The organism is Streptomyces herbicida (assembly GCF_032656585.1).
GTDB classification, from domain to species: Bacteria; Actinomycetota; Actinomycetes; order Streptomycetales; family Streptomycetaceae; genus Streptomyces; species Streptomyces herbicida.
On record NZ_JAUYWJ010000043.1, the window covers coordinates 1 to 23686 of the forward strand.

The 23686-nt window shown below is 71.1% G+C and carries 24 protein-coding genes and 1 tRNA gene; 7 read left to right on the forward strand and 18 right to left on the reverse strand.

Annotated elements, in window-relative coordinates:
* Nucleotides 1–120 precede the first annotated feature (120 nt).
* The 5 genes from Q8A52_RS46595 to Q8A52_RS46615 all read right to left on the reverse strand — a co-directional run bounded on the left by Q8A52_RS46595 (nt 121) and on the right by Q8A52_RS46615 (nt 5195).
* The gene (locus Q8A52_RS46595; protein ID WP_316764357.1) at nt 121–1095 is read right to left on the reverse strand and encodes an ATP-binding cassette domain-containing protein; all 975 of its coding nucleotides are present in this window, start codon (nt 1093–1095) and stop codon (nt 121–123) included.
* Between the two features lie 75 nt (nt 1096–1170).
* Nucleotides 1171–1812, reverse strand: a complete 642-nt coding sequence (locus tag Q8A52_RS46600) for a PadR family transcriptional regulator (protein ID WP_316764360.1) — start codon at nt 1810–1812, stop codon at nt 1171–1173.
* 25 nt (nt 1813–1837) lie between these two features.
* Complete coding sequence (locus tag Q8A52_RS46605) at nt 1838–2386, reverse strand: DinB family protein (protein WP_316764362.1); 549 nt, start codon at nt 2384–2386, stop codon at nt 1838–1840.
* 358 nt (nt 2387–2744) lie between these two features.
* Entirely contained in the window at nt 2745–4205 is a 1461-nt protein-coding gene (locus Q8A52_RS46610) for an aldehyde dehydrogenase family protein (protein WP_316764364.1), read from the reverse strand.
* Nucleotides 4206–4370: 165 nt separating this feature from the next.
* The gene (locus Q8A52_RS46615; RefSeq protein WP_316764366.1) at nt 4371–5195 is read right to left on the reverse strand and encodes a helix-turn-helix domain-containing protein; all 825 of its coding nucleotides are present in this window, start codon (nt 5193–5195) and stop codon (nt 4371–4373) included.
* A gap of 333 nt (nt 5196–5528) precedes the next feature.
* Between Q8A52_RS46615 and Q8A52_RS46620 the strand changes: the two genes are divergently transcribed.
* Nucleotides 5529–6026, forward strand: coding sequence for an ATP-binding protein (locus Q8A52_RS46620; protein ID WP_408649382.1), 498 nt, complete (start codon nt 5529–5531; stop codon nt 6024–6026).
* Nucleotides 6027–6121: 95 nt separating this feature from the next.
* Here Q8A52_RS46620 and Q8A52_RS46625 read toward each other — a convergent pair whose 3' ends face one another.
* From Q8A52_RS46625 to Q8A52_RS46640, 4 genes are all read right to left on the reverse strand, one after another.
* A complete protein-coding gene (locus Q8A52_RS46625; RefSeq protein ID WP_129307691.1) occupies nt 6122–6391 on the reverse strand; it encodes a DUF397 domain-containing protein in 270 nt (89 codons plus the stop codon).
* A 146-nt stretch (nt 6392–6537) separates the two neighbouring features.
* Entirely contained in the window at nt 6538–7005 is a 468-nt protein-coding gene (locus Q8A52_RS46630) for an SRPBCC family protein (RefSeq protein ID WP_316764369.1), read from the reverse strand.
* Nucleotides 7002–7346, reverse strand: coding sequence for an ArsR/SmtB family transcription factor (locus Q8A52_RS46635; RefSeq protein WP_316764372.1), 345 nt, complete (start codon nt 7344–7346; stop codon nt 7002–7004). Before Q8A52_RS46635 ends, Q8A52_RS46630 begins: the two co-directional genes overlap by 4 nt.
* Nucleotides 7347–7359: 13 nt before the next feature.
* Nucleotides 7360–7731, reverse strand: a complete 372-nt coding sequence (locus tag Q8A52_RS46640) for a VOC family protein (RefSeq protein ID WP_316764374.1) — start codon at nt 7729–7731, stop codon at nt 7360–7362.
* A gap of 302 nt (nt 7732–8033) precedes the next feature.
* Here Q8A52_RS46640 and Q8A52_RS46645 point away from each other — a divergent pair, with 302 nt between their 5' ends.
* Together Q8A52_RS46645 and Q8A52_RS46650 are read left to right on the forward strand one after the other, a co-directional pair.
* Nucleotides 8034–8477: a hypothetical protein gene (locus Q8A52_RS46645; RefSeq protein WP_316764453.1), complete on the forward strand. Its 444-nt coding sequence runs from the start codon at nt 8034–8036 to the stop codon at nt 8475–8477.
* Nucleotides 8478–8569: 92 nt separating this feature from the next.
* On the forward strand, nt 8570–9085 hold the full coding sequence (locus Q8A52_RS46650; RefSeq protein ID WP_316764377.1) for a DUF4232 domain-containing protein: 516 nt from the start codon (nt 8570–8572) through the stop codon (nt 9083–9085).
* Between the two features lie 42 nt (nt 9086–9127).
* On the opposite strand, the gene Q8A52_RS46655 is transcribed toward Q8A52_RS46650, so the two are convergent.
* Both Q8A52_RS46655 and Q8A52_RS46660 read right to left on the reverse strand, forming a co-directional pair.
* Nucleotides 9128–10234, reverse strand: a complete 1107-nt coding sequence (locus Q8A52_RS46655; RefSeq protein ID WP_316764379.1) for a DUF2786 domain-containing protein — start codon at nt 10232–10234, stop codon at nt 9128–9130.
* Between the two features lie 73 nt (nt 10235–10307).
* Entirely contained in the window at nt 10308–11264 is a 957-nt protein-coding gene (locus Q8A52_RS46660; RefSeq protein WP_316764382.1) for a S41 family peptidase, read from the reverse strand.
* A gap of 57 nt (nt 11265–11321) precedes the next feature.
* Between Q8A52_RS46660 and Q8A52_RS46665 the strand changes: the two genes are divergently transcribed.
* From Q8A52_RS46665 to Q8A52_RS46675, 3 genes are all read left to right on the forward strand, one after another.
* Complete coding sequence (locus Q8A52_RS46665; protein ID WP_316764384.1) at nt 11322–11849, forward strand: ArsR/SmtB family transcription factor; 528 nt, start codon at nt 11322–11324, stop codon at nt 11847–11849.
* 76 nt (nt 11850–11925) lie between these two features.
* Nucleotides 11926–12669: a Clp protease N-terminal domain-containing protein gene (locus tag Q8A52_RS46670; protein WP_316764387.1), complete on the forward strand. Its 744-nt coding sequence runs from the start codon at nt 11926–11928 to the stop codon at nt 12667–12669.
* A 49-nt stretch (nt 12670–12718) separates the two neighbouring features.
* Nucleotides 12719–14407 carry a bifunctional 3'-5' exonuclease/DNA polymerase gene (locus Q8A52_RS46675; RefSeq protein WP_316764391.1) on the forward strand — a complete coding sequence of 563 codons (1689 nt, stop codon included), beginning with the start codon at nt 12719–12721 and terminating at the stop codon, nt 14405–14407.
* A gap of 39 nt (nt 14408–14446) precedes the next feature.
* On the opposite strand, the gene Q8A52_RS46680 is transcribed toward Q8A52_RS46675, so the two are convergent.
* The 4 genes from Q8A52_RS46680 to Q8A52_RS46695 all read right to left on the reverse strand — a co-directional run bounded on the left by Q8A52_RS46680 (nt 14447) and on the right by Q8A52_RS46695 (nt 19900).
* The gene (locus Q8A52_RS46680) at nt 14447–17812 is read right to left on the reverse strand and encodes an AfsR/SARP family transcriptional regulator (RefSeq protein ID WP_316764455.1); all 3366 of its coding nucleotides are present in this window, start codon (nt 17810–17812) and stop codon (nt 14447–14449) included.
* Nucleotides 17813–18212: 400 nt separating this feature from the next.
* On the reverse strand, nt 18213–19106 hold the full coding sequence (locus Q8A52_RS46685; RefSeq protein ID WP_316764393.1) for a glycosyltransferase family 2 protein: 894 nt from the start codon (nt 19104–19106) through the stop codon (nt 18213–18215).
* Nucleotides 19107–19211: 105 nt separating this feature from the next.
* A complete protein-coding gene (locus Q8A52_RS46690) occupies nt 19212–19649 on the reverse strand; it encodes a DUF3052 domain-containing protein (RefSeq protein WP_316764394.1) in 438 nt (145 codons plus the stop codon).
* 38 nt (nt 19650–19687) lie between these two features.
* The gene (locus tag Q8A52_RS46695) at nt 19688–19900 is read right to left on the reverse strand and encodes a hypothetical protein (RefSeq protein ID WP_316764396.1); all 213 of its coding nucleotides are present in this window, start codon (nt 19898–19900) and stop codon (nt 19688–19690) included.
* 10 nt (nt 19901–19910) lie between these two features.
* Between Q8A52_RS46695 and Q8A52_RS46700 the strand changes: the two genes are divergently transcribed.
* Nucleotides 19911–20294, forward strand: coding sequence for an FAD-dependent oxidoreductase (locus Q8A52_RS46700; protein WP_316764397.1), 384 nt, complete (start codon nt 19911–19913; stop codon nt 20292–20294).
* A 282-nt stretch (nt 20295–20576) separates the two neighbouring features.
* Here the strand turns inward: Q8A52_RS46700 and Q8A52_RS46705 are convergent.
* From Q8A52_RS46705 to Q8A52_RS46715, 3 genes are all read right to left on the reverse strand, one after another.
* Nucleotides 20577–20653 (reverse strand) — tRNA-Thr (locus Q8A52_RS46705).
* A gap of 108 nt (nt 20654–20761) precedes the next feature.
* Nucleotides 20762–22390 carry an alpha/beta hydrolase gene (locus tag Q8A52_RS46710; protein WP_316764399.1) on the reverse strand — a complete coding sequence of 543 codons (1629 nt, stop codon included), beginning with the start codon at nt 22388–22390 and terminating at the stop codon, nt 20762–20764.
* A 90-nt stretch (nt 22391–22480) separates the two neighbouring features.
* Nucleotides 22481–23686 carry a DNA polymerase III subunit delta' gene (locus Q8A52_RS46715; RefSeq protein WP_316764401.1) on the reverse strand — a complete coding sequence of 402 codons (1206 nt, stop codon included), beginning with the start codon at nt 23684–23686 and terminating at the stop codon, nt 22481–22483.

A 23686-nucleotide genomic window follows, 5' to 3' on the forward strand; every position in this document is an offset into this window, starting at 1 on the left:
CGTGATGTGGGCCTGCTGGCGCAACGGCGCCTGTTACGACCCCGTCATCCATCAAGCCAACAGCAAGATCAACACGCCCGCCGACACGCCTCTGGCGGCATAGAGGTTGACTCAGGAAACTCATGCGGCCTCCTTCGTACGGTCCGTACGGTCGTCGCGTCCGGTGAGGTGCAGGAACACCTCGTCCAGGGTCGGGCGGCGCAGGGCGACGTCCGCCGCCTCGATGCCGGACGCCTCCAGGGCCCGTACGACCCCGGAGAGCGCCGCCATGCGGTCGGTGACCGGGGCGCTGAGCAGACGGCGGTCGGGGTCGACGGAGACATCCGCGGCGGGCAGGGGCAACAGAGCGACCGCAGCGCCCAGTTGGCCCGCGTCGCGCAGGACGACGTCGATCCGGTCGCCGCCGGTGAGCGCCTTCAGTTCGCCCGGCGTGCCGTCGGCGACGACCCGGCCGCGGTCGACGACCGAGATACGGTCGGCGAGCTGGTCGGCCTCTTCCAGGTACTGGGTGGTGAGCAGGACCGTCGTACCGCCGTCGACCAGGGAGCGGACCGACGCCCACACCTCGGCGCGGCCGCGCGGGTCGAGGCCGGTGGTCGGCTCGTCGAGGAAGAGCACCTCCGGGTCGGCGATCAGGGAGGCGGCGAGGTCGAGCCGGCGGCGCATGCCTCCGCTGTAGGCGCGGACCGGTCTGCGGCCGGCGTCGGTGAGGTCGAAGCGCTCCAGGAGTTCGTCGGCGCGCACGCGCGCGTGGGGGGCGCCGAGGTGGTGGAGGCGGGCGAACATCTCCAGGTTCTGCCGGCCACCCAGCTCCTCGTCCAGGGCCGCGTGCTGGCCGAGCAGGCCGATGCGCCGGCGGACCGCGCGGGCCTCGGTCACCACGTCGTGTCCGGCCACCTCGATCCGGCCGCCGTCCGGCCGCAGCAGGGTGGACAGGATCCGGACCAGGGTCGTCTTGCCCGCCCCGTTGGGGCCGAGCACCCCGTGCACCGTGCCCTCGGCGACTTGGAGGTCGAGTCCGTCCAGCGCCTGTTTTCCGCCATGTCCGCGGTATGCCTTGCGTGCTCCTACGACGGTGATCGCCGTGCCGGCCACTGACCACTCTCCCTATTAATCAAACTTGACTACTTGGCCGACGATAACGCGGCCGCCTCGATTGGTCAAACTTGATTAGTGATCGTCCCCCGGATGCCGCTCCCCCGTCGCGTACGGGTTCTCCTGGCCCTCTGCGAGGACGCCCACGAAGGGCTCGCCCTCGCCGGCGAAGGTGTAGGCGCCGCGCTCGAGGCGTGCGACGAGCCCATGGGTCCACGCGGCGTCGGAGTCGGCCGTGTGGACCCACAGGTTCATGATCTCGCCGATGTGGCCCAGCTGTTCGGGGCCGTCCTCGGGGATGTAGTGCTCGGTGACGGCGGCCCGCCACTGCTCGATCCGCCGGATCCGCTCCTTGAGCAGGGCCACCGCCTCGTCCCGCGGCAGCTCGACGAGGAAGCCGATGGCCGCCGACTGGATGTCCATCTTCTGGTCGTAGGCGACCAGGGACTCCCGCAGCAGCCGGAGGAACTCCTCGGTCCCGCGGTCCGTGATCTCGTACTCGGTGCGCGGCGGGCCCCCGGCCGTGGACGGCGCGATCTCGTGCGCGTGCAGCAGCCCCTGCTTGGCCATCTGCTTCAGGGCGTGGTAGATCGAGCCGGGCTTGGCGTTGGACCACTCGTGCGCGCCCCAGTACTCCAGGTCGTTGCGTACCTGGTAGCCATGGGCCCGCCCGTGCTGGCGCACCGCGCCCAGCACGAGGAGACGGATCGCTGACATGCGGTCCAGCGTATGACCCGCGGGGTCAGCCCCAGGACGTGCCCTGCTCCTGGGCCACCAGCTCGAACGCCGTCTTCCCGTCCAGCGACTCGCGGATGATGTCGGCGTGGCCGGCGTGCCGTGCCGTCTCGCGGATCAGATGGAGCACCAGCCAGCGCATGGAGACGGCCTCGTCCGGCGGGAACCAGGGGTCGTTCGGCAGCGGGAAGGTGTCGTCCAGGCTGGGGACCGAGCGGACGAACCGCTCCGTCTCCGCGGCGACCTCCTCCCAGTACGCCAACTGCTGGTCGAGCGTCTCGCCCTCGGCGAGCGCGAAACACTCGTGCCAGTTCGACTCGTCCCGCTTGACCGCCGGCGGCTCGCCCTTGGCACGGGCGGTCCAGCCCTGCTCGACCTCGGCGACATGCTTGACCAGCCCGGCCAGGGTCAGCTCACTCGCGCTGGGCCTGCTGGTGGCCTGCTCGTCCGTCAGCCCCAGCACCGCGCGCCGGATGCCCCCTCGCTGCTCCGCGAGGAAGGAGAGCAGCGCCCCGCGCTCGTCGCCCTGCGCCTCGGCTCGCACATGACTGACCATGACCGGCCCCTTTCATCGGGTCCAACGGCTTTCCCTTGCCTGACACCGATGACGTTACGGACCCTTGCGGTCAGCTTCTGTCCTCAATGGCAGAACCGGGTCGGAATGCTCGATGTACTCGAACACGAGGCATTGCGGCCGCCACCCGGAGCGGGGCGAGTTCCGTCGCGCTCCCCGCGACGACCAGGAAGCCGCCGATGCTCGCGACCTCCACCCCGGCACAGGGGAACCGCGACCGGACGTTCTCGCCGGTCAGCTCACGCAGGGCGGGCAGGGCCCGGCCCATGTCGTCCACGTACAGGCGCGCCGGCGTCGCCGGCACCTTCATGTCCGTACTCCCGCACTCCCGCGGCCGGCGCTAGAACGGGAACTCGCTGCGCCCGTGCTGCACCGAGATCCACTTCAGGGTGGTGAAGGCGTCCAGGGTCGTCTCGCCGTTGAGCCGGCCGATGCCGGAGTGCTTCTCGCCGCCGAAGGGGACCAGCGGCTCGTCGTGGATGGTGCCGTCGTTCACATGGAACATGCCGGTGTCGACCCGCTTGGCGAACGCCACGCCCCGCTCGATGTCGGCGGTGTGGACGGCGCCGCTCAGGCCGTACGGGGTGTCGTTGACGATGCGGACCGCGTCCTCCTCGCCGTCGAACGGGACCAGCAGGGCGACGGGGCCGAAAATCTCCTTGTGCAGGAGGGAGGAGTCGGTCGGCACATCCGTCAGGACGGAGGGCTCCACCAGGTTGTCCGTCGTCGCGCCGCGCACCAGGACCGTGGCGCCCTCGGCGACGGCCTGCTCGATCGCGGCCGAGATGGCGTTCGCCTGGAGGGAGTTGATGACCGGCCCGATGACCGTCTGCGGGTCGCTCGGATCGCCCGTCTTCAGCGTCTTGACCTTGGCGACGAACTTCTCGGTGAACTCGTCCGCGACCGAGCGGTCCACCAGGACGCGGTTCGCCGCCATACAGACCTGGCCCTGGTCGACGTACCGGCTGAAGACGGCCGCGTCGACCGCGTAGTCGATGTCCGCATCGTCGAGGACCACCAGCGCGCTGTTGCCGCCCAGTTCCAGGACCGAGCGCTTGAGCTGCGAGGCGCAGACGGTGGCGATGTGCCGGCCGACCTTGTCGGAGCCGGTGAAGGAGATCAGCTTGGGGACCGGGTGCTCTATGAAGGCGTCGCCTATCTCCGCTATGTCGGTGAGCACCACGTTCAGCAGGCCGGACGGCAGCCCCGCGTCCTCGAAGAGCTTGGCGATCAGCGTGCCACCGCAGATCGGGGTGTCCTGGTGGGGCTTGAGGACGACGGCGTTGCCGAGCGCGAGGGCCGAGGCGACGGGCTTGATCGACAGCAGAAAGGGAAAGTTGAAGGGGCTGATGACGCCCACCACGCCGACCGGGACGCGGTAGAGGCGGTTCTCCTTGCCGTCGATCGGCGAGGGCAGGAATCTGCCCTCGCAGCGCAGCGCCAGCTGGGCCGCCTCGCGCAGGAACTCCTTGGCGAGATGCAGCTCGAACCCGGCCTTCATGTGTGTGCCACCGAGCTCGGCGATGATCATCTCGGTGATCTCCCGCTCCCGCTCCTCGACGAGGCGCAGGACCTTCTCGAAGAAGACACGGCGGCGGTAGGGGTTGGTCTCGGCCCATTCCTGCTGGGCTCGCGCGGCCGCCCGGTAGGCCTCGTCGACCTCGTCGATGGTGGCTATCGTGATCGAGGCCAGCTTCTCGCCGTCGTACGGGTTGAAGTCGATGATGTCCCAGGAGCCGGTACCCGGACGCCATTCACCGTCGATGTACTGCTGGGCCAGGTCGGTGAAGCAGGACGACATGTGATCCCTCGATCCCCTTACTGCCGAAGCAGTCGAGACGGACACCCGATCGACTTCACGATCCGATCGGTCTGATAAGACTGATCACATGTCATCGTACTTGTGTTTGCCGTGAGTTGAGCTGACACCTGAGCAAACGAACGCGTGAAGTCAAGAGGGCGTGGATCAGGACAACTGCAAGAGTCCCCGCAGCAGGTCCCGGCTCTCGTCCGGCCCCGGGCTGTCCTGCTGGAGCTCCTTGAGCGCCTGCTCGTACTGGGTCACGTCCTCGCGTTTGTCCAAATACAGCGCACTGGTGAGCTGTTCCAGGTACACCACATCGGACAGATCGGACTCCGGGAAACTGAGGATGGTGAACGCCCCGCTCTCACCGGAGTGCCCGCCGAAGCTGAACGGCATGATCTGAAGCCGCACGTTGGGCCGTTCGGAGAACTCGATCAGATGCTGGAGCTGGCCGCGCATCACCTCGCGGTCGCCGTACGGTCGGCGCAGGGCCGCCTCGTCGAGGACGATGTGGAAGTCCGGGGCGTTCTCGGAGACGAGGTACTTCTGCCGCTCCAGGCGCAGTGCCACGCGCCGCTCGACGTCCGCGACGCTCGCGCCCTTCATACCGCGCCGGACGACCGCGCGCGCGTACTCCTCGGTCTGCAGCAGGCCGTGCACGAACTGCACCTCGTACGCCCGGATCAAGGAGGCCGCGCCCTCCAGGCCCACATAGGTGGGGAACCAGCTCGGCAGCACGTCGGAGTAACTGTGCCACCAGCCCGCGACATTGGCCTCCCGGGCGAGGGAGAGCAGCGACTCGCGCTCCGCCTCGTCGGAGATGCCGTACAGCGTCAGCAGGTCTTCGACGTCCCGTGTCTTGAAGCTCACCCGGCCCAACTCCATCCGGCTGATCTTCGATTCGGAGGCGCGGATCGAGTAACCCGCCGCCTCGCGCGTGATCCCCCGCGCCTCACGCAGTCGCCTGAGTTGTGATCCGAGCAGCATGCGCCGCACCACCGATCCCGGCTCTCCCGCGCTCACGTTCGCCAGCCTCCCCAACCGTCTTCAGGGGCCGAAGTCTGCCACTAAAACACTTCGAGCAGTACTCGTCTGGTTACGGAAACGGAAAGAGGCCAAAGTTTCCGCACAGGATGAAGCAAGCAACAGGTGAGCCAAGTGCATGAGGTTGGCGGAAAAAATGGCCAACAAGCGGTACGGGAGTGCTCAATTCGGTCTCGTGCACGTGCATCTGCCCTTGCATCTGCTGTGCGCATCCGAAACCATGGTCCCGCGCCACCGCTGCATCGCAACGACCGCGAATTCCCGGGAGTGCCTCGCATGGGGACGAATGGATCGACCATGCTCGAGCCGTTACGGCAGGGCCTTCCGCCGCTGGATCCCGCGGCCGTGTCCAACGCTGCCTCCTGTGCACTGCCCGCCCGCTACGAAGCGGTGCGCGAAGCCCGGCTGTTCACGCGCAGAACACTCGACCAATGGGACGTGGGAGACCGCTTCGACGACATATGTCTGGTCGTCTCGGAGCTGGTCACCAACGCCCTGCGGCATGCGCTGCCGGCCGACGCCGCGTGCTGCGCGGAGCAGACCCCGGCCGTGCGGCTGCATCTGATGCGGTGGACCGAGCGACTGGTGTGCGCGGTGCGCGACCCCAGCCACGACACCCCGGTGGCCCGCCCCTCGGACGACTTCTCGGCCGAGTCCGGCCGCGGGCTGTTCCTGGTCGACTCCTTCAGCGACAGCTGGGGCTGGCATCCGCTCGCCGGCACGCTCAACGGCAAGGTCGTCTGGGCGCTGTTCCGGCTCCCGTCGGCCCAATGACGAAGCGCGGCGTCACCTGACGTCGCGCTTCTACGCGCGTTCCCGGGCATGATGCCGCGATTGCCCCGACACGTCCGTGGACCGAACGGCCGGTGTCAGCTCGCTATCAGATGGTCGAACTCGCCGTCCTTGACGCCGAGGAGCATCGCCTCGATCTCGGCGCGCGTATATACAAGGGCGGGGCCGTCCGGGAAGCGCGAGTTGCGCACGGCCACCTCCCCACCCGGCAGGCGGGCGAACTCCACGCAGGAACCCTGCGAGTTGCTGTGCCTGCTCTTCTGCCAGGCCACTCCGTCCAGCTGCGTGGCAGCCATGCCGTTGTACACGTCGTACCCCCCGTACACGCTGTCAACGTCGCGGTCCACAGGTCGCTCCCCGGTGGTGCACTGGCTGATGTGGCCATGGATGCTGTAGTCAACTGACCCGGATCATAACCCCCTTCACGTGCAGATGCATGGGCAGATGCACGTGCACGGGGGGTGGCCCTATGGTTACAGCTTTGACGTCCGCTTTACCGAAGCCGTTCCAGCGTCTGCCCCAGAGCCCGCAGGACATGCGAACGCCAGCCCCCGTCCATGATCTTCCGCGCCATCATCTGTGCCGGGTCGTCCGGATCGAATCCCTCATGTACTAGGAAGAGACGCGTACCGCGCCCTTCGTGTTCCAGCGTCCACGTGATGGTCCAGTCCGCGGGATTGGCTCGATCGGCATCGGCCCACCGGACGGACAGCATCCGCTCGCTGTCGTAGGCGAGAACCTGCACGTCGATGACGCCGGAGAAGCGGGTGTTGGGACGTGGGACCGAGGTGAGCCGGTATCTGTGTCCGACCTCGAGACGGAAATTCTCCGACCCGGGCATCTGCCACTGAACGAGCAGTTCCGGCTCCGTGAGAGCGCGCCAGACCTTCGCCGGCGGGTGCGGGAGGTACTGGTCGACGCGGATCGTGGTGAGGTCGTCCTCGGGCGGGGTGTCGCTCATGACCGGTCATCGTCGGGCATACGGTCGAGCAGTTCGCCGAGCCCGTTCAGTTGCCCGCGCCAGAACCGCTCGTACGGGTGGAGCCAGTCCTGCAGGTCGGCGAGCGGGGCCGCCTCCAGACGGTAGATGCGCTGCCGGCCGGAACGGTGCTCGGAGACGAGGCAGGCCTCCCGGAGCACCTTGAGGTGTTCCGAGAGGCTGGGGCGGCGCATGTCGAAGTGGTCGGCCAGGGCCTGGACGGGCTGGGGCCCCCGCTCGCGCAGCAGGCGCAGCACCTCGCGGCGGGTGGCGTTGGCCAGCGCCGCGAAGATCCGGTCCTCGACGGCCCCTGTCGTCGTCATGCCCCGTCCTTTCCTAGCGCCGAGCCTCCGTGAGCAGCATCAGACCGTTGCCGTCCGGGTCCTGGAAGGAGGCCATACGGCCCCAGGGGAACTCGTCCGGACCCTGCACGTCGACGCCCGCACCGGCGAGCCGGGCGCAGTCGGCGTCCACGTCGGTCGTCACCAACATGATCCCCCGGCTCGAACCGGGCTCGAAATCCCCCATCCCCGGCCCCGAGAGAGTGAACACGGTCTGCGCCCCGCGCGGCGCGACCTGCAGCCACCGGCCCTGCGGCACGTCCAGATCGGCGGTGACCTCAAACCCGAGCACGTCCCGGTAGAAGCGCAGGGCACGGTCCTGATCGGTGACGGGGAGAGTGACGAAGGAGGCGTGAGTGATGTTCATGGGCAGGACGATAGGTAGGAATTTCCCTACGAGTCAAGCGTAGGGAAATTCCTACCTATCCGGGGAGGTTCAGCGGCAGGCGTACGGTGGCAGCGCCATCTCCCGCGCGTTCGCCCTGTGCCGGGTGAATCCGGCACCACGCACACAGCGGATACCCGCCCGGCGCCCGGAAGCCCCACTGGCAAGTCCTGGTAGCTTGCTGCGGTCGTTCCGGCCAACCGGGCGTCCGACCGGCTACAGCTTGGGAGCTTCCAGTGACTTCGGCGACTACGAGGGTGCGGATCGCGGCCACGGCCGCGGGCATGATGGGTGCGCTCGCGCTGACCGCGTGCAGCGGTGGCGGCGGCTCCGACGACGATTCCTCCTCCACCCCGAGCGCGACCGCGGCCCCGACGTCCACGGCGGGCACCGGCGGCAAGACCTCCTCGTCCGGCAAGCTGCAGGGCAGTTGGCTCGCCACGACCGACGGCAAGGCCGTCGCCCTGGTCGTCACCGGCAAGCAGGCCGGGCTCTTCGCGACCGGCGGGACCGTGTGCACCGGCACCGCGGGCGAGGAGGCGGGCATGCAGATGATCCACCTGACCTGCACCGACGGCAGCAAGGACCGCGGCACCGGCATGGTCGACTCGCTGTCGAAGACCTCCATGCAGGTGACCTGGTCGGGCAAGGCCGGCAAGGAGACCTACACCAAGGCCGAGGGCGGAAAGCTGCCGTCCGGGCTGCCGACCGGCAACCTGGGCTCGTGAACGACGGCCGTACGGGTGGGGCGCGCAAGCGGTTCTCAGGTGCACGCGTGATGATGCTGGGGCACCGTCACGACCTCGACAGGGACCCACTCATGCGCGTCATTCCGCTCACCGTCACCGCCCTCGCCGCCGCCCTCCTGCTGACCGCCTGCGACGACGGAGGAAGCGGCAACAAGGGCAGGAGCAGCTCGGCCTGCCAGATCGGCACGGTCTCGGTGCAGATCGGCACCGCGAGCGTGGCCCCGGCGGCCGGTGACACGGGCGAGGTGCCGGTCAGCATCACCAACCAGAGCGCCCCGTGCACCCTGGACGGCTTCGCCGGCGTGGAGCTGAACGCGGCCAGCACTTCGGCCAAGGTCCCCGCGCTCCAGGGCGCCAAGGCGCAGAAGCTGAAGCTCGCCAAGGGCGACTCCGCTTCCTTCACGATCAGCTATGTGCGCGGCAAGGCGGGTGACGCGACGAGCCTGGAGGCCAAGAACGTGAAGATCACCCTGCCCGGCTCCGGCACCTCCCAGAACTTCCCCTGGTCGTACGGCCCCGTCGCCGGCAAGGGCGGCGCGGGCAACCCGAACGCCTCGGTGAGCGCCTTCCAGCAGGCCGGAGACTGAGTCCCGACGAACGGCGGACGACGGACGACGGACGGCCAAGAGTCAGTCCAGCCGCGGACGGGCCCTGACCTGGGCCCGGTCCGCCGCCTGCGCCCCTTCCGTCCAGCCGGCCTCGTCGCTCACACCGCGCAGCCGGGTCGTGGTGGTCTCCGGGAACATGCGCTCCATGCGGTCGGTGACGGCTGCCTCCCGGGTGGCCAGGACCGGCAGGAGGTCCTGGGTGACCTGGGTGTCGGCGGCGGCCGCGAGACGGTCGCCGACGCGATGGGCGTAGGCCGCGAGGAAGGACTGCCTGAAGGTCTTGGTCCGCTTGCGCCCACCCGCTCGCTGGGCGGCCTCCGCCTTCGTCATCGCGTGCGTGGCCTGGACGAGGAGCGAGGTGTAGAGGAGTTCGACGGCCTCCAGATCGGGTTCGAAGCCGACGACCGTGGAGAAGCCGAGGGGCTCGTTCCACACGGCATGGCAGTGATTGGCGGTGGCGACGGCGTGCAGCAGCACCGCCTTGGCCTGCTCGTACGGCGGCTCGACACCGATCCGGCAGGCGCCGGGCGCGTCCGCCGCGGGAGCGTCCGCCGCCAGCAGCGCCTCGTCGATGCTGTGCCGGGCCATCAGCTCCTGCGCCTTGGCGCTCAGCGCCTCCGCCTCCTCCGGGAACCCGGTCGCCTCGGCCTTGGCGAGCAGCGCACGGATGCGGGTGAGCACGCGGGAGGCCGGCCGGTGCTCACGGCGCGGCTCCTCCAGGGTTTCCAGGGCGGGCAGGCGCAGCAGCAGGCGGTACAGCTCCAGGACGAGGGTCGCGTGCGAGAAGCGGTCGGCCCCGCGCGCGGGGGCCTCCGGCAGGGCCTCGAGCTGGGCGGTCCAGCGCGGGCCGCGCGGGCGGTCGTGCGGGACCTGCGCTCTGATCAGCGCCGCCGCCAGGTGTACGTGCTCGTCGTCCAGCTCGCGCCGTACGAGCCGTACGACGTCGGCGGGCTGCCAGCCGCGCCGCCACGCGGTAGCGACGAACTCCTCGCCCCGCCGCGCGAGTTCGGTGTCGGCGGCGGGGTCGGCCGCGAGGAGGGACGCGCCGGTGTCGAGGCCGGAGCCGGTGTCGTCGTAGAGGGCGGCCCGCAAGGCCCGCTCGACGGTGCTGGTCGTGCTGCTGCTCACCCGTCGATCCTGCCATGCGCCACCGACAGCGGGCCGCCGTCATCCACAGCCTGTGGACAATGCCCGAACACTGTCAGGAGCGCGCCAGCTCCCGCAGGGCCCGGTCGAGGGCGTCCGCGGCCGCGCACGGGATGTCCGGGCGGACACCCGTACCCTCCCAGTTGGTGCCGGACACCGGGTTGATCGACCGGCCGACCGGAACGGTGGCCTCCAGGTGGGGGTGGACCGTCCAGCCCTCACGGGGGTGCGCCCCGCCCCCGGTCGCCTCCCCCACGATCACCGCGCGGCCCAACTGCTGCAGGTTGTAGGCGAGTTCCTCGGCGCCGGAGAAGGTGCGGCCGCTGGTGAGCACATACACCGGCTTGGTCCCGCCGAAGCGGGCACCCGGGACGTAGGGCAGGCTCCAGGACTGGTCGTAGCGCTCCCCCACGCGCGCGTACTGGGTGTTCAGATGGGTGCGCTCGTCGAGCAGGTAGCTGCAGACGAAGGCCACGGTCTCCGGGTCGCCGCCGCCGTTCCCCCTGAGGTCGAGGATCAGCGCGTCCGCACGCGCGACCAGGGTGAGCGCGGCCGACAGCGGTTCGGCGGACCAGGCGAGCGGGAAGAGCGCAGGGGCCAGTTCGAGGAGCGCGGCCCCGCCGGTCAGCAGCTCCACGCGCGGGACACCACCCAGCGACACGTCGAAATGGCGGCGCATGGCGGCCAGCGTTGCCTCGCCCTGCTCCTGGGGGACAGGCTCGGGGTGGTACTTGAGGCGCAGATGCAGATCGCCGTTGTCCGACTGGAGGTCCGTGGTGACCCGGGCGCCGAGTTCCTCGGCGCGGTCGACGTCGTACGCCCCCTCCTCCAGGCGGCGGCGCAGCAGCGCGGCCAGCCGGTCGGCGACCTCCGGGAAGACGTAGTGCTCGGTGACGAGCCGGGCGGTCTCCTCGACGACGGCGGCGACGTCGGTGACGGGGGCGGGGACCGGGGTGTGGGGCGTGTCGGGCCTGCCGGACGGGCTCGGTGTACTGGGCGTCAGGGTGGTCATGGCCGGGAGTACAGCATCGGACTTGCAAAAGCGTCAAGAGAATTGGACGCTTGACGTATGACCGAGCACGAGCCGGAGAACGGCACCGGCATCGAGGACGTACTGGAGATCTCCGCACCCGACCAGTTCGCCGCACTCGCCCACCCCTTGCGGCAGCGGCTGCTCTTCGCCCTGACCCATCGGTCCGCCACGATCAGCCAGTTGGCGGTGCGGCTGGGGGTGGCCAAGGGCAGCGTCGGGCACCACCTCAAGGTCCTGCGCGAGGCAGGGCTCGTGCGGATCGTGGAGACGCGGCGGGTGCGGGGCGGGACCGAGCAGTACTACCGGCGGGTCGGCCTGCGCCTGCGGGTCGCCGAGCCGCAGGCGGCGGGCACGGCGGCGCTGCTCGGCGCGGTCGCCCAGGAACTGGACCGCGCCCCCGGGGACCCGCTGCTCTCGCTCCGGCATCTGCGCCTCACGCCCGAGCGGGCACAACAGCTCCAGGAAACCCTCGCCGAACTGGTCGACACGGCCGAGGAGGACGGGGACGAGGAGACGGTGCACTCGGTACTGGTGGTGATGTACGAGCACACCAAGTCGCCGTAGGACCAGGGCGGACGGGACCGCACCCGACTGTCAACTTCAGGTTGACGACTCGAGAACGTCAACCTATGGTTGACGCATGACGACGAACTCTCCCGGAACGGCATCCGTACGGCTCGACGACCTCATCGAGGCCATCAAGAAGGTCCACGCCGAACCGCTCGACCAGCTCCAGGACGCTGTCATCGCCGCCGACCACCTGGGCGACGTGGCCGACCACCTGATCGGCCACTTCGTCGACCAGGCGCGGCGCTCGGGCGCGTCCTGGACGGACATCGGCAAGAGCATGGGCGTCACCCGGCAGGCGGCGCAGAAGCGCTTCGTACCGAAGGAGTCGGCCGACCTCGACCCGAGCCAGGGCTTCAGCCGCTACACCCCGCGCGCGCAGAACGTGGTCATGGCCGCCCACAACGAGGCCAAGGCCGCGCGCAACGCCGAGGTCCTGCCCGAGCACCTCGTCCTCGGCCTGCTCGCCGAGCCCGAAGGCCTTGCCGGCAAGGCACTCGCCGAGCAGGGCGTCTCCCTGGACGCGGTCCGCGAGGCGGCGTCCGCCGCGCTGCCGCCGGCGGCCGAGGAGGTGCCCGAGCTGGTCCCCTACAGCGCCGCGGCCAAGAAGCCGCTGGAGCTCACCTTCCGCGAGGCCCTGCGCCTCGGCCACAACTACATCGGCACCGAGCACCTCCTGCTGGCGCTGCTGGAGTACGAGAACGGCGAAGGCGTCCTCAGCGGCCTCGGCGTCAGCAAGCAGAAGACCGAGCAGTACGTCGCCAAGGTGCTCTCGCAGCTGGTGCAGACGCGGGAAACGGACCGATCGGAGGACTGAAACCGCAGGTCACGACGGATTGTCAGTGCCGCCTGCCACACTCGCGACCATGACCGACCGCTGGGCGCTCGCTCCGGCCGAGGACGGTGGCGTGGAGCTCGCCCCCCTCGGTCCGGACGGGCTGCCCGTCGGTCCGGTGCGGCGGGAGGACGATCTCGCCGAGGCGGTGCGGGGCCGACCGGAGGTGACGCGCTGGGTGTGGCGGTCGACCCCCGAGGTCTATCCGCGTCTGCTCGCCACGGGGGTGCGAGTGGAGCGGTGCTACGACATCGAGGACGCCGAGACACTCCTGCTGGGCCACGAAGGGCGCTCCGGCGAGCCACGCTCGGCCGCCGCCGCCCTGGCCCGGCTGCGCGGCGGCCCCGTACCGCCCGATCCACCGCTGCGCGCCGCCGAACCGGGCGCGCAGTCCCCGCTGTTCGAGCCGCAGGGCGCACGCCTGCCGCTCGACGACCTCCTCGCGGTCTACGCCGACCAGCAGCGGCGGCACGACCGGGCCGAGCACCCCGACCGGATGCGGCTGCTGACGGCCGCCGAGTCGGCGGGCATGCTCGTGGCCGCCGAGATGAACCGCGCGGGCCTGCCCTGGAGCGCGGACGTCCACCGCGAGCTGCTGCGCGAACTGCTCGGCGAGCGGTACGCGGGCGGCGGCGAGCCCCGTCGGCTGGCCGAGCTCGCGGACGAGGTGTCGGCCGCGTTCGGCCACCGGGTGCGGCCCGACCTGCCCGCCGATGTGATCAAGGCCTTCGCGCAGGCCGGGATCAAGGTGAAGTCGACGCGCCGCTGGGAGATCGAGTCCATCGACCACCCGGCCGTGAAGCCGCTGCTGGAGTACAAGAAGCTGTACCGGATCTGGGTGGCGCACGGCTGGTCCTGGCTGCAGGACTGGGTGCGGGACGGGCGGTTCCGGCCGGAGTTCCTCGCGGGCGGGACGGTGACCGGGCGCTGGGTGACCAATGGCGGGGGCGCGCTGCAGATCCCCAAGGTGATCCGGCGGGCCGTGGTCGCCGACCCGGGCTGGCGGCTGGTCGTGGCGGATGCCGACCAGATGGAGCCGCGCGTGCTGGCCGCGGTCTCCCGCGACCCCGGTCTGATGGAGGTGGCGGGGCGGGAGACCGACCTGTATCAGTCCGTCTCCGACCGGGCCTTCTCCGGCGACCGCGCCCAGGCCAAGCTCGCCGTGCTCGGCGCGGTCTACGGCCAGACCTCCGGCGACGGCCTGAAGAACCTCGCCGCGCTCAGACGCCGCTTCCCCAAGGCGGTGGCCTACGTCGACGAGGCGGCACGGGCCGGCGAGGAGGGGCGGCTCGTTCGGACCTGGCTGGGCCGGACCTGCCCGCCCGCGGCAGGGGCGGACGAGGACGCGGCGACGGAGGAGGCGGGCATCCCCGCCGGGGAGGCCGAGCCCGACGGGCAGCAGTGGGTGCCCGGCCGTGCCTCCACCAACGCGCGCGCCCGCGGCCGCTTCGCCCGCAACTTCGTCGTCCAGGGCAGCGCCGCCGACTGGGCCCTGCTGCTGCTCGCCGCGCTGCGCCGGACCTGCGCCGGCATGGCGGCCGAGCTGGTCTTCTTCCAGCACGACGAGGTCATCGTGCACTGCCCGAAGGAGGAGGCGGACACAGTGGCGGCGGCGATCCGCGAGGCGGCCGACCTGGCGGGGCGGCTGACCTTCGGGGAGACGCCGGTGCGCTTTCCGTTCACCACGGCGGTGGTGGAGTGCTATGCGGACGCCAAGTGATCCCGCCGCCCGCGGGAGGGGCGAGGAGATGACCGGCGGTCAGCAGGTTCCGCCGAGCAGCTCCCGCAGCTCCGCCACGACCGCCTTCCCGTCCGTCCCGTCCAGTGCGGCCAGCGAGGCACGCCACTGCTCGTTCGCCTCCTCGACGCGCCCCCGGCCGCGCAGCAGGAGCCCGTACTGGTGGCGGGCGAGACCGCCCATATAGCGGTCGGCGCGGTCGTCCGCCCGGCGCAGCAGTTCCGCGCACTCGTGCCAGGCGCGTTCGGCACGGCCCAGCCGCCGCAGTGCGCGGACCAGGCCGAGCCGGGTCTGGGACTCGCCGTGCCAGTCGCCGTGGCCGCCGAGGATGCGCAGGCTCTCCTCGAAGTGCACGGCGGCCGCGGCCGGTTCGCCGAGGGTGAGATGGGCGTAGCCCATGTTGCAGTGCGCCGAGTGCTGCACGATGACGGCACCGATCGCGTCCCCGATCGCCAGCGAGCGCTGGTGCTGCTCGATGGCGGCCCGGGGGTCGGTGTGCTCGTACAGGTTGCCCAGATGGCTGAGGGTGACCGCCTCGCCGTAGGGGTCCTTCAGCTGCCGTGAGTACTCCAGGCTCTGCCGCAGCGCGTCCTCGGACTCGGCGTACCGCCCGATCCCCTCCAGCAGCAGCCCCCGGTTGTTGAGGCAGCGGCGGATCCAGGACCTCGTGTCGAGCCGCCGCCAGATCTCCAGGGCCTGGTCGTTGAGGCAGAGGGCGTCGTTCTGCCGGCCGGTCAGGAAGTGCAGCCCCGCGAGATCGCCCAGCGCATACGCCTCGGCCGCCTCGTCCCCGAGCCTTCGGGCCGTAATGAGGGCGGCCCGGCCGAGCACCTCCATCTCGGCGACACGGCCGCGGCGCTGGACGTACGGGAAGACGAGGCGGATGAGGGTGGACAGGTGGGCGGCCGTGCGGTCGTCGGGCGCGCCGACTGCGGTGAGGTCGGCCGGCTGCGCGTCCGGGGCTACGTTCCGGGCCATGTCCGGGGATGTGTCCCGGGCCATGTCCGGGGATGTGTCCGCGTATCGCTCCACCAGCGCGACGATGTTCTCCAGCTCCACATCGCCCCAGGCGAAGGCCTGTTCGGCGGAGTCGAAGGGCGGTACGGCCGCCACGTCCGCCGCGTGCCCGGGCGACTGCGCGGCGGTCGGGCGACGGCGGTCCTCCTGGTCGAGGCCGGGTTCGACGATCGCGGTCAGGGCGCGCTCGGCGACGGCGGCGTACCAGCGCAGGGCCGCCACGGCGGCGTCGGTGCCGTCACGGGTGGCGGCGTCGGCCCCCGCCAGTTCGCGGGCGAAGTCGCGGACCAGGTCGTGCGGTGCGTAGCGGCCGTACGCCGTCTCCTCCAGGAGGGCCACGTCGAGCAGGCGGTCCAGGGCAGCCTCGGCCCGGCGCTCGTCGGTGCCGGTGAGGCGGGCGAGCAGGGGTGCGCCGTACGCCGGGAGATCGAGCGCGCCGAGGCGGCGCAGGGCGAGGGCCGCGTCCCGGTCGGCCTGGCGCTCGGAGGCGGCGAGCGCGTCGTGGGCGACGGCCAGGGAGCGACGGACGCTCAGGTCGTCGTACTCAAGGTGGTGCAAGCGACCTTCGGTGGCCGCCAGTTGGACGGCCAGGACGTCGGGGGTGAGCGCGCTGCGGGCGGCGAGCCGGGCGGCAACCACCCGCAGGGCCAGCGGCAGGCGGCCGGTGAGGCCGACGAGCGGATGCCCGGCGTGGAGCCCGTCGCGGCCGCTCACCGCGCGTAGCAGCGCGGCGCTGTCCTCGCCCGTCAGGGGCCCGAGCGGGAAGCGGCGGGCACCGTCGAGGGCGGTCAGGGGCGAGCGGCTGGTGACGATCACGGCGCAACCGGGGCCGGCCGGGAGCAGGGGACGTACCTGGGCGGCGTTCGCGGCGTCGTCCAGGACCATCAGGGTGCGGGTCGGCGCGAGGATGGAGCGGAGCAACGCGGCGGCTGCATCCGGGTGTTCGGGGATGCTCCGGGACTCCGCACCGAGGTCGCGGAGCAGCGCGGCAAGCGCCTGGGAGGGCGCGAGCGGGGACACTCCGGGAGTCGCGCCATGCAGGTTGACGTACAACTGACCATCGGGGAAACGATCCCTGAGCCGATGCGCCGCGTGCAGCGCCAGGGCGCTCTTGCCCACGCCGGCCATGCCGGTGATGACGGCGACGGTGGGGTTGTGCGGATCGACGAGCATGGCGCGCAGATCCTGCAGTTCAGGGGTGCGACCGGTGAAGTGTGCGGGCGGCGGCGGCAGTTGGGCGGGCGCCGGCTGTCTGTCGCCAGGCATCCGGCCTGCCGCCGGTTCCAGGTCCCCGACCTCGTCATCTGTCCGGCTCTGGTCGTCGGACGCGGACGGCCGGGGCCCCTGAGGGGCGTTCTCACCCTCGGCGGGCGCGGGTGACACCTCAGCGGGCGCGGGTGACACCTCGGCGGCACCGGCCTCGAGGGCCACGGCTCTCGGACGGCCGTCGTACGACGGCTCCGCCACGCCCCCTCCCCCGTCGACCGGCGCCGAGAACCCCCGGAGCACCTCGATATGGGCGGCACGGATCGTCGGGCCGGGCTCGATGCCGAGTTCCTCGACCAGCCGGGTGCGCAGATCGCGGTGGACGGCGAGGGCCTCGGCCTGGCGGCCGGTGCGGTGCAGGGCCAGCATCAGCTGGCGGTGGTACGCCTCGCGCAGCGGATGCTCGGCGACCAGGGCGGCCAACTCCGGTACCAGGCCGGACAGTCGCGTGCCGCCGACGGCGAGCTCGGCGTCGTACCTCCACTCGATCAGAAGCAGTCGCGCCTCCTCCAGACGCTGCGCGAAGGCGTATCCGCCGAGTTCGGAGGAGACGCCGCTCAGCGGCGTGCCTCGCCACAGCGCGAGCGCCGCCGCACAGGCCCGCAGCACCCCGGCCCAGTCCCGGCGGGCGTGCGCGGCCCGTGCCTCGGCCACCCGCGCATCGAAGACATGGACGTCCAACTCGCCCTCGTCGACCCGCAGCAGATAACCCGGCGCCACGGCCCGCAGCCGCTCGGGTTCGTCGAGGAGCCGACGCAGTCGGGTGACGTGGTTGTGCAGCGAGGCCTGCGCGGACGCCGGGGGCGCACCGCCCCACAGCGCGTCCTTGAGCGACTCGACCGAGACGACACGGCCGGCCTCCAGCAGCAGCGCGGCGAGCAGGGCACGCACCTTGGGACTGCCGATCGCCCGGACCGCGGGCCCGGAGCCGCTGCGGTCGCCGGTGTCGTGGGTGAGGGCGGTGTCGTACACGACCCGGTCGTTCCCGCCGCCGTCGGCGGGGCCGTCGGCGCCGCACTCACCGCTGTACGAAATCCCGTACAACGCTCGGTCATACAGAACGGGTGGTCCCAGCAGCCCGAACCGCAGCCCGCACCGCCGCATCACGCCGTTCCACTGCCTTCCCGCCCGGCCCCGTCGGCCGTGCTCCGCGGCGGGCATGCCCACCGTCCCTGGCGGATTTCCGCCCTGTCTGAGGCGGTTTCCCGCCACCCTCTCTCTGTCGGTCCGGGCCGGAATCCGCTACGGTTCCGGCTTACTCCCGTCGCTCTGCGTCGACTTCGCGCCAACCCCTTCGCGACCTGCGGGAGAACCGTTGGCCACATGTTAGCGATCCGTTGGTGCGCCCTGATGTGATCACTGCATCGGATCCGGCCCGCCGGCGCGCGCGTGAGACGCGTAACTCGGGGGAGTGTCGCCGTAGGCCTGATCCGGGGACACAAGAGGGCCCCGGTCGGCGGAGGTGAACGACCGGGGCCCTCGTCCCCACTTTCTCTTCCCCGCGTCAGACGACGGGCGGGCGCCCCAGCCGGGTCAGCCGCCACACCGTCCGCCAGCGCATGGGCCGCCGCTCACCGGCCGGTGCCCGCAGCCCTTCGACGAATCCGCCGAACCAGGCCCGCAGCCCGCCCACCGAGCGGGTGCGCAGCAGGGTGAGCAGCGTCCAGACCCCGAGGTGGACCGGGATCAGCGGCAGCGGCAGCCGGCGCCGGACCAGCCAGACGCGGTTGCGGGCGGTCACCCGGTAGTAGATGGCGTGCCGCGCGGGCGAGGTCTTCGGGTGCTGAAGGAGCAGCTCGGGGGCATAGAGGATCTTCCATCCGGCGTCAGCGGCCCGCCAGGCCAGGTCCGTCTCCTCGTGTGCGAAGAAGAACTCGGCGGGCCAGTCCCCGGTCTCCGCCAGCATCGCCATGCGCAGGGCGTGTCCGCCGCCGAGGAAGCCGGTGACATAACCGCCCCGCATCGGGTCGGAGTTGCCGATCCGGGGCACGTGCCGCTGCTGGGTCTCCCCGTGCTCGTCGGCGATGCGGAAGCCGACGATGCCCAGGCGCGGATCGGCGGCGTACAGATCCCGTACGCGGCGCAGCACATCGGCGTCGACCAGCAGCCCGTCGTCGTCCAGCTCGACGACGGCATCGACGTCGCCGAACTCCCGCAGCCGGGCCAGGGCGACATTGCGTCCGCCGGGACAGCCGAGGTTCTCCTCCACGTCGATGGTGGTGACCTCACCGGGAAGCGACAGCCGGCGGGCGAACTCGGGCAGCCGGCACCCGTTGCCGACGATCACGATCCGGGCCGGGGGCACGTCCTGCTTGGCCACGGACTCCAGCAGGGCATCGACTTCGGCGGGCCGGTTCCCCATGGTCACCACGGCGACGGCGATCCTCGGCTCCACCACATCCCTCACCCCATCCGGCCCTGGGCGGCGTCCGCGTCCTGACCGCGCGGCGCTCGCCGTTCACCAAGATGTTGCCTCAAGGGGGGTAGTTGTCCCGGAGCCGGTTTAGTTTGCGCCCTTTTTACGGCGGTTTTCCTTGCGCCGCACGAACTTCAGCCCCGACCAGTCGTCCCCGAGCGCGGCGACCTTCACATCCACGACGCCGAGCGGCAGGAAGATGTCGCGGAGATCGTTCTCGGTGATGTCGCTGAGATGTCCGGCGGCCTTGCGGGGCCAGGCGATCCAGAGCATGGCATCGTCGGCCAGATCTGCGACGAGCCCGTCCGCCTCGGCCCGCAGGGCCACCCGCTCCCGGTAGAAGGCCACGGTGACGTCCGCTCCGGCCGGACTCCCCTCGGCGACCTCGGCGTCGTCCGGCAGCCCCGGGATGTCCCACCGCGCCGGGGCATGACACAGCCGCACCTGCTGCGCCTGCTTGATGCCGATCTTCCGGGCGAGAGGTGTTCCCGAGTATCCGCCTCCGACTGCGGGGGATCCGCCCATGTGCCGCCTCCGGTATCTGCATGTGCCGTGACAATGATCTACGCACTCCGACGGCCCGCGACCGTACGCCGCCCCAGCCGAGCGCGGCCGAAGGACCATGCGCCCAGGCCCACCAGCAGTGCCGCCCCGACACCGTAGACCGGCAGCCACAGGGTGGTCGTGGATGCCAGGCAGTCGGCGATGGCGTCATGCCGGTGGATGTTCTGCGCGTAGGCCATGGCGGTGCCGTCGCGGCCCGCGAGGTTCGCCAATGAGGCCTCCGTGCGGGCGGTGACCCGGCCGCCCCGGCCCATGGACGCGACGGCGTCGGGGCCACTGGTCGACGAGGCACAGCGCCAGCTGCGCGAACTGCACGGCCCCGACGCCCGGATCCCCGAGCCGACGGCCGTCCATTTCCAGAACTGGGTGCAGGACCCGTACGGCGCGGCCTACCACTTCTGGCAGGTGGGGGTGAAGAGTTGGGAGGTCATGCCGCGGATGCGCCGCCCGCTCCGCGACGCCAACCTGTACGTCTGCGGAGATTCCTGGTCGACCGGGCAGGGATGGGTCTACGGCGCACTCACCCAGGCCGAGCTGGTACTTGAGGAACACTTCGGCCTGCCCCGCCCACCGTGGCTCCCGGCGAGCGTCTGTCTCGCGCCGTAGGGCTGATGCACCGGCTCCACCCGATCCACCCGATCCACCCGAACTCAGCAGATCGCCGCCTCCACGGAGGGGGTGGCGGTCGGTCATGCTGACCAGATCTCCTACGTCCACCGTTGATGGTGATCTTGCTGGTGATGGCACCTACCGCGCCAGAGGCACCCACCGGGCGCGCTCGACCAGCGGGGCGGTCCGTCTTTGCACACGTCATCGACGTGGGCTGCCGGAAGTCAGCGCGGGTGAAGCAAAAAACCCAGCTCAGATACTGTCTGAGCTGGGCTTCAATGGAGCCGCCTTCGGGATTCGAACCCGAGACCTACGCATTACGAGTGCGTTGCTCTGGCCATCTGAGCTAAGGCGGCACGCCGTCCGCACTATGGTGCGATCAGCAACGTCGGTAAGTCTACACAGTTTCCGGGGGTGCTCCGACCACGCCCCGGGAGCGGGGCTCCCGGGACCTGGCGGGGTGGCTACGAGCAGCGTTTTCCCTGTGTGGGAGGCGTTCCGTGGAGAAGGTAGGCGTTGATCGTGGAATCGATGCAGGTGCTGCCGCGGCCGTAGGCGGTGTGGCCATCACCCACGTAGGTGAGGAGTCGGCCGGAGGTGAGCTGACGGGCGAGGGACTGGGCCCAGCCGTACGGGGTCGCGGGGTCCCGGGTGGTGCCGACGACCACGATCGGCGCCGCGCCTCTGGCCTCGATGCGGTGCGGTGCGCCGCTGGGCCGCACCGGCCAGTAGGTGCAGTTCAGGGAGGCCCAGGCCAGGCCGTCACCGAAGACCGGGGACGCCTTCTCGAAGGCGGGGAGGGACTTCTTCACCTGGTCGGGGCCGGTGAAGGCTGCCGGGAGGTCCAGGCAGTTCACGGCGGCGTTGGCGGACATCAGGTTCGTGTAGTGGCCGTTGCCGCCGCGCTCGTAGTAGCTGTCGGAGAGGGACAGCAGTCCGGCGCCGTCGTTCTCGTTCATCGCCGCGTCGAGCGCGTCACGCAGCTGCGGCCAGGCCCCCTCGTCGTACATCGCCGCGATCACCCCCGTGGTGGCGAGCGCTTCGCCGAGCTTGCGTCCGTCGGGGTCGCCCGTGGGGACGGGGTGGGCGTCGAGCTTGCGGAAGAAGGCCTTGAGGTGGTCGCCGACCTGTGCGGGTGTCGTGCCCTTGCCGCCGAGCGGGCAGTCGGACTGCCGTACGCAGTCCTTCGCGAACGCCTGGAACGCGGTCTCGAAGCCCGCCGTCTGGTCGAGGTTCAGTTTGCGTGCGTTCAGGGAGGGGTCCATCGCGCCGTCGAGGACCAGGCGGCCCACCCGTTCCGGGAACAGCCCCGCGTATGTCGCCCCGAGGAACGTCCCGTACGACGCGCCCACGTAGTTCAGCTTCGGGTCCCCGAGCGCCGACCGCAGGATGTCCATGTCCCGGGCCGCCTCGACGGTGGAGACATGGCGGAGCAGACCGGCCGAGTGGGCCCCGCACCCCTCCGCGAACTTCTTGTACTCCCCGACCAGCGCGTTCGTCTCCTTCTGGTCGTCGGGGGTGACGTCCGTCTGCGTGTATGTGTCCATCTGGCGCCCGTCGAGACACTCGACGGGCTCGCTGCGGGCGACGCCGCGCGGGTCCATCGCCACCATGTCGTAGCGGGAGCGGACCTCCTCCGGGTAGCCCAGGCCGGCGTACTGCTGCAGGTACGCAATCGCCGAACCCCCTGGCCCGCCCGGATTGACCAGCAGCGAACCGAGCGGCTTGCCCTTGCCGGTGGCCTTCTTGCGGGCGACGGCGAGATCGATGTCACCCGCGCCGGGCTTGGCGTAGTCCGTCGGGGCCTTCAGCGTCGCGCACTCGAAGTCGGGAACGCCGCAGCTGTGCCAGGCGAGCTTCTGTCCGTAGTACGGCTCCAGCGCGGACGGCGTCGAGCGGGGCAGCGCGGCCAGTGCCGCCTCCGCCTGCGCCGGTGCCTCGCCGGTCGACGCGGGCGGGTTCCCGGAGGAACACGCGGAGACCAGCAGGGCGGCTGCCGCGAGGAAGGCGCCCGCGGCCCGGGCCGAAGCCCCACCATGAGTCCGGGGTCGAGTTCGGGGTCGGGGCCGGCGGGAGCTTCGCCTGGTGTGCATCATCTGAGCGTAACCCTGAGCGACGGTACAAGTGCTGTGCGTCCGCAATGCGGCTCGTACGGATGACGTCGTCAACCGCGGGTGATGAATTCAGCCCGCTCTCAGTGCCATTGTCATCGCCTCCACCGCCAGCAGGGGAGCCACGTTGCGGTCGAGGGCTTCGCGGCAGGCCGAGATCGCCTCGATGCGGCGCAGGGTCGACTCCGGGGAGCTGCCGCGGGCCAGCCGCTCCAGGGCCTCCTCGGCGTCCGCGTTGGCGATGGCCACCCGGGAGCCGATCTGGAGGGCGAGGACATCGCGGTAGAACGCCGTGAGGTCGGTCAGGGCGAGGTCCAGGCTGTCGCGCTGCGTGCGGGTTCTGCGGCGCTTCTGCATGTCCTCCAGGTCCTTCATCACGCCCGCCGTGCCGCGCGGCAGACGTCCGCCCTGAGCCGCGCCCAGCGCCGCCTTCAGCTCCTCGGTCTCCTTGCCGTCCATCTCCTCGGCGAGCTGCTTGGCGTCCTCCGCGGCCGCGTCGACCAGCTCCTGGGCGGCCCTGAGGCAGGAGCCGACCTCGTCGAGGCGCAGCGGCAGCTTCAGCACGGCGGCGCGGCGCTCGCGGGCGGCCGGGTCGGTGGCCAGGCGGCGGGCCCGGTCGACATGACCCTGCGTGGCGCGGGCCGCGGCGGCCGCCACGTCGGGCTCGATGCCCTCGCGCCGTACGAGCATGTCGGCGACGGCGCCGACCGAGGGCGTGCGCAGGTTGAGGTGGCGGCAGCGGGAGCGGATGGTGGGCAGCACGTCCTCCAGCGAGGGGGCGCACAGGAGCCAGACCGTGCGGGGGGCCGGCTCCTCCACAGCCTTGAGGACGGCGTTGGCGGACTTCTCGTTCAGCCGTTCCGCGTCCTCGACGAGGATGATCTGCCAGCGGCCGTTCGCCGGTGACGTGAACGACTTGCGGACTGTGTCCCGCATGTCCTTGACCAGGATCTCGGCGCCGACTGCGGCGACCGTGGTGACGTCCGCGTGGGTGCCGATCAGCGCCGTGTGACAGCCGTCGCAGAAGCCGCAGCCGGGGGCCCCGCCGAGGGCGCGGTCGGGACTCACGCACTGCAGGGCCGCGGCGAAGGCCCGCGCCGTCTGGTTCCGGCCGGCGCCGGGCGGGCCCGTGAACAGCCAGGCGTGCGTCATCTTCGACGCCTCCGGCGGCGGCGCGTCCGTGGCGGCCGCGGTGACGAGCGCGTCGGCGTCCCGAGCGGCCGCCTCGAGCAGCTCGCTCACCTTCTCCTGCCCGACGAGGTCGTCCCACACCGTCAT